The following is a 5,076-nucleotide window of genomic DNA, read 5'->3' as shown; positions in this document are numbered from 1 at the left end:
CCCCCTGAGCCGAGCGTAGGCTCGGCTCTACAGGGGAGCTGTGCGGTTTTCCACATGTGGCGTGGAAAGCGATGGGAGTTTGCTGTGGACAAGTGCCGGCGAAGGTCACGCCGCAAGCGTTTCGCAGTGTGGTGATTTTTTGTCCATCGCCGGAAACGCGAACGCCCCGCACAGGGCGGGGCGTCCGGGGTCGATCCGTTGCCGCCGGATCAGACGTTGAAGCGGAAGTGCAGGATATCGCCTTCCTGCACGCGGTATTCCTTGCCTTCCAGGCGCAGGCGACCTGCTTCCTTGGCGCCGGCTTCGCCCTTGTACTTGATGAAGTCGTCATACGCGATGGTTTCGGCGCGGATGAAGCCCTTCTCGAAGTCGGTGTGGATGACCGCGGCGGCCTGCGGGGCAGTGGCGCCCTTGCGCACGGTCCACGCACGGACTTCCTTCACGCCAGCGGTGAAGTAGGTCTGCAGGCCGAGCAGGCTGTAGGCCGCGTTGATCACGCGGTTCAAGCCCGGCTCGCTCAGGCCCAGGTCGGCCAGGAAGGTATCGCGGTCTTCGTCGTCGAGCTGGGACAGCTCTTCTTCGATCGCGGCCGACACCGGTACCACCTGCGCGCCTTCTGCGGCGGCATGCGCGCGCACGGCTTCCAGGTGCGGGTTGTTCTCGAAACCGTCTTCCAGCACGTTGGCGATGTACATCACCGGCTTCAGGGTGAGCAGGAACAGGTCGCGCACCAGCGCCTTCTCTTCCTCGTCCAGGCCGGCCGAGCGGCCGGCCTTGCCCTCCGACAGCGCCGCCTGCAGCTTGGCCAGCACCGGCTTGCGCGCCGCTGCATCCTTGTCGCCGCCCTTGGCCGCACGCTCGGCACGGTTCAGTGCCTTCTCGACGCTGTCCAGGTCGGCCAGCGCCAGTTCGGTATCGATGGTTTCGATGTCCGAGATCGGATCGACCTTGCCGGCCACGTGCACGATGTCGCCGTGCTCGAAGCAGCGCACCACGTGAGTGATCGCATCGACTTCGCGGATGTGTGCCAGGAACTTGTTGCCCAGGCCTTCACCGCTGGCGGCGCCGGCTACCAGGCCGGCGATGTCGACGAACTCGACTGCGGTCGGGATGACCTTCTGCGGGTTGATGATGCCCGCCAGCTCGTTCAGGCGCGGATCCGGTACCGGCACGATGCCGACGTTCGGCTCGATGGTGCAGAACGGGAAGTTCGCCGCGGCGATACCCGCCTTGGTCAGCGCATTGAACAGGGTCGACTTGCCGACGTTGGGCAGGCCGACGATGCCGCATTTGATACCCATGGGTGACAGCTCTCTGGGGTGAAAGTGATTGGTGAAACAGCGCGCGCGCTGCTTGGCCAATCCATCTCGGTGTCGATCATTGTGTGCCAACCAAGGTTGGCACCCACCGGAATCGGGAAGGTTGGCACCTACCCAAAGCGGTTTACTTCGGGGTGTGCAGCCGCTTCATCGCTTCGTTGAAATCGCCCTGCACCGCCAGCGGCAGCACGTCGATCGCATCGTCGATGGCGCGCGCGATGAGCACGTCGTCGTCCTTCGACGGGCGGCCGAGCACCCAACCCACCACGCGGTCCTTGTGGCCGGGATGGCCGATGCCCACGCGCAGGCGATGGAACTTGCCGTGGCCGAGCAGGCGGATGGTGTCGCGCAGGCCGTTCTGGCCGCCGTGGCCACCGTCGAACTTCAGCCGTGCCGCGCCGGGCGGCAGGTCCAGTTCGTCGTGGGCCAGCAGGGTTTCCTCCGGCTCGATCTTCCAGAACCGCTGGGCGGCGGTGACCGACTTGCCGCTGAGGTTCATGAAGGTGGCGGGCTTGAGCAGCCACACCGTCTGCCCGGCGATCTCGACCTTGGCGGTCTCGCCGAACAGCTTGCTGTCCACATTCCATCGCGCACCGGCTTTTTCCGCCAGGGCCTCAACGAAATGAAACCCGGCATTGTGCCGGGTCCGGGCGTGTTCCGATCCGGGGTTGCCCAGACCGACGATCAGTCGCAGTCCTGCCATGGTTCCTTCCAGTACGGTGCCTGCCCGGAGGCAGGCACCGTAACGGTATTACTCGGCGGCAGCCGCTTCTTCGTCAGCCTCGTCGGCCTTGCCGGCCTTGGCGGTGACGATGGCGTCGTCGTGGTCCTTGCCCAGCGCCAGGGCCGGGATTTCCACGCCCTTCGGCAGCTTAATGTCGGACAGGTACACCACGTCACCGGCCTTCAGCTCGCCCAGGTCGACTTCGATCGACTCCGGCAGGTCCTTCGGCAGGCAGGTGATGGTCACTTCCTTCAGTTCGTGGGTGACCACGACGTCGGCAGCCTTGCCGGCCGGCGAGGTGTCTTCGTTGACGAAGTGCAGCGGGACCGAAGCGGTCAGGGCTTCGTTCTCGTTCACGCGCTGGAAGTCCAGGTGCATGATCAGCTGCTTGTACGGGTGGCGCTGCATGTCACGCAGCAGGACCTTCTGCACCTGGCCATCCAGGTTCAGGTCCAGGATCGAGGCATAGAACCACTCGTTCTGCTGGGCCAGCCAGATTTCGTTGTGGTCCAGGCTGATGGCGACCGGCTCGGCGTTGCCGCCGTACACGATGGCCGGGATCACACCGGCGTGACGCAGGCGGCGGCTCGCACCCTTACGCTGCAGTTCACGCTTGGTGACCTTGATTTCATGGGTCTTCGACATTTTCGACTACTCAGGTTGTTGCCTCGCCTTTTGGCGTGGCGGTTGAAGATGCTTCCGCGACCAGAAGCACCCGGGGTATGTCCCCGCCGTTGCCGGCAGGGACGAAAAACTCAGTCGACGTACAGCGAGCTGACCGACTCGCCGAAGGCGATGCGGCGCATCGTTTCGGCCAGCATTTCCGCCACGCTCAGCTGGCGGATCTTGCTGCACACCCGCGCGGCGTCCTTCAGCGGGATGGTGTCGGTCACCACCAGTTCGTCGAGCTGGGAATTGGTGATGTTGTCCACCGCCGGGCCCGACAGCACCGCGTGGGTGCAGTAGGCGGCGACCTTGAGCGCACCGCGCGCCTTCAGGGCAGCGGCAGCGGCGCACAGGGTGCCGGCGGTATCGACGATGTCATCGACCATGACGCAGGTCTTGCCTTCGACGTCGCCGATGATGTTCATCACGGTGGAGACGTTGGCGCGCGGGCGGCGCTTGTCGATGATCGCCAGGTCGGCGTCATCCAGGCGCTTGGCCACCGCACGGGCGCGGACCACGCCGCCCACGTCCGGCGAGACGACGATCAGGTTCTCGGTGCCGTAGGCGCGCCAGATGTCGGCCAGCAGCAGCGGGGACGCATACACGTTGTCCACCGGAATATCGAAGAAGCCCTGGATCTGGTCGGCGTGCAGGTCGACGGTCAGCACGCGATCAGCGCCCGCGGTGCTGAACATCTTGGCCGCCAGCTTGGCGGTGATCGGCACGCGCGAGGAGCGCATGCGGCGATCCTGGCGCGAGTAGCCGAAGTACGGCACCACGGCGGTCACGCTGGCCACCGATGCGCGCTTGAGCGCGTCGATCAGCACCAGCAGCTCCATCAGGTTTTCCGCGCTCGGCGCGCAGGTCGGCTGGATCACGAACACGTCCTGCTTGCGGACGTTCTCTTCGATCTCCACCTGCACTTCACCATCGGAGAAGTGCGAGACCAGCGCCTTGCCCGGGCGAACCCCCAGTTCCTTGCAGATGTTCTGCGCCAGACGTTTGTTGGCGTTGCCGGAAAAGACCAGCAGGTTCGGGGACTCTTGCATCATGATTGTCTCGGGCGGGGACGAGTGGCGGGGATCCGGGGGCGGCAAGGACCCGGATGGACCCTTGCTGCTGACAACACCGCGGTTGTTTCCACGTCCCGCGCGGGCGATGCGCTGGAAGGCGCGGACACAGCCGCTATTGGCAGGGGCGGTAGGATTCGAACCTACGAATGCCAGGATCAAAACCTGGTGCCTTGGGCCTCTTGGCGACGCCCCTGCATTGATAAATCAGTGTTGCTCGAGTGCATCCAGCAGTGGCGAACGCGCAACGCCCGCTGCCACCCTTGCCCGCAACTCCTTCGGCAATTTCGACCGTCCCTGCTCTGCAGCAGACTGCGACGCGAATTCGACGAAACAACCACTTCCCGAACCGGTCAGCCGCGCCTTGCCGATGTCGCTCAACGCGGCAAGCGCTGCCTCGACGGCAGGCTCACGGCGGCGCAGCACCGGTTCGAACGCGTTCCCGACCAGGGTCCCGGAAGCGAAGTCCTCTATTTTCGCCACTGGGCTGTCGCGCGTCAAATCCGGGTCTGCAAACAGGGCCGGCGTGGGAACATGAACGCCCGGTTCAACCACCACATACCAGGCCGGCGCCAGCGTGATCGGCTGCAGGCGCTCGCCCACCCCTTCGGCCCAGGCGTTGCGGCCGCGCACGAACACCGGCACGTCGGCGCCCAGGCGCAGGCCCAGCGCGGCCAGGGCATCTTCATCCAGGCCGGCATGCCAGAGCCGGTTCAGTACCACCAGTACGGTGGCCGCGTCGGACGAACCGCCGCCAAATCCACCACCGGCAGAAACGTGCTTTTCGACGATGATGTCAGCACCTTGCGCAACCTTCGCCGCTTCCTGGAGCAGACGCGCGGCGCGCACCGCCAGATCATCGGCCTCGGCCACGCCGGCCAGGCCCTCGCCCTGCCGGCGCACCTGGCCATCTTCACGCAGGCGCAGGCCGATGCGGTCCCCCCAGTCCAGCAGGCGGAACACGGTCTGCAGTTCGTGGTAGCCGTCGGCCCGGCGGCCGGTAATGTGCAGGAACAGGTTCAGCTTGGCCGGGGCCGGCCACCAGGACCAGCCCGCGTCGTCGACTGCCCCGCTCATGGCGTGCCCTGCCCCCACTCGTCCACCAGCAGGCGCACCTTGGCGTCACCGTTGCTGGCCTCGATCCGGCGCGGCAGCGCCGGCCGTCCGGCGTCGGCCGGGTACCAGTCCAGGTACTGTACCTGCCAGCCCGCATCGGCGCCGGGGGCTGCCGCGACCGGCGCGGCGCGACGCAGGCGCGCACGCACCCGCGCCACCAGCTCACGCGGCGAGAACGGCT

Annotated in this window: 6 protein-coding genes and 1 tRNA gene; all 7 read right to left on the bottom strand. The window is 66.1% G+C overall.

Translation table 11 applies throughout. From position 1 onward, the window contains the following. Positions 1 to 209: 209 nt before the first annotated feature. Positions 210 to 1,301, bottom strand: coding sequence for a redox-regulated ATPase YchF (gene ychF / locus ABGA94_RS04390; protein WP_005415403.1), 1,092 nt, complete (start codon positions 1,299 to 1,301; stop codon positions 210 to 212). A gap of 142 nt (positions 1,302 to 1,443) precedes the next feature. Then, on the bottom strand, positions 1,444 to 2,022 hold the full coding sequence (gene pth / locus ABGA94_RS04385) for an aminoacyl-tRNA hydrolase (RefSeq protein WP_019661167.1): 579 nt from the start codon (positions 2,020 to 2,022) through the stop codon (positions 1,444 to 1,446). Positions 2,023 to 2,070: 48 nt separating this feature from the next. Further along, positions 2,071 to 2,688: a 50S ribosomal protein L25/general stress protein Ctc gene (locus ABGA94_RS04380; protein ID WP_005408191.1), complete on the bottom strand. Its 618-nt coding sequence runs from the start codon at positions 2,686 to 2,688 to the stop codon at positions 2,071 to 2,073. A gap of 110 nt (positions 2,689 to 2,798) precedes the next feature. Next, a complete protein-coding gene (locus ABGA94_RS04375; RefSeq protein WP_005415400.1) occupies positions 2,799 to 3,758 on the bottom strand; it encodes a ribose-phosphate diphosphokinase in 960 nt (319 codons plus the stop codon). A gap of 140 nt (positions 3,759 to 3,898) precedes the next feature. Next, positions 3,899 to 3,975: transfer RNA gene (locus ABGA94_RS04370), tRNA-Gln, on the bottom strand. A gap of 11 nt (positions 3,976 to 3,986) precedes the next feature. Continuing rightward, complete coding sequence (gene ispE, locus ABGA94_RS04365) at positions 3,987 to 4,856, bottom strand: 4-(cytidine 5'-diphospho)-2-C-methyl-D-erythritol kinase (RefSeq protein ID WP_375366495.1); 870 nt, start codon at positions 4,854 to 4,856, stop codon at positions 3,987 to 3,989. Continuing rightward, positions 4,853 to 5,076: lipoprotein insertase outer membrane protein LolB (locus tag ABGA94_RS04360; protein ID WP_375366493.1), on the bottom strand; the 224-nt coding region annotated here is incomplete at its 5' end. The genes ABGA94_RS04360 and ispE, both read right to left, overlap by 4 nt.

Origin of the sequence: Stenotrophomonas sp. 3diitr2024 (genome assembly GCF_042136455.1) — a bacterium.
Lineage (GTDB): Bacteria > Pseudomonadota > Gammaproteobacteria > Xanthomonadales > Xanthomonadaceae > Stenotrophomonas > Stenotrophomonas sepilia.
The sequence above is the reverse complement of the archived record's forward strand: the minus strand, read 5'-3'. Positions and strand labels throughout refer to the sequence as shown.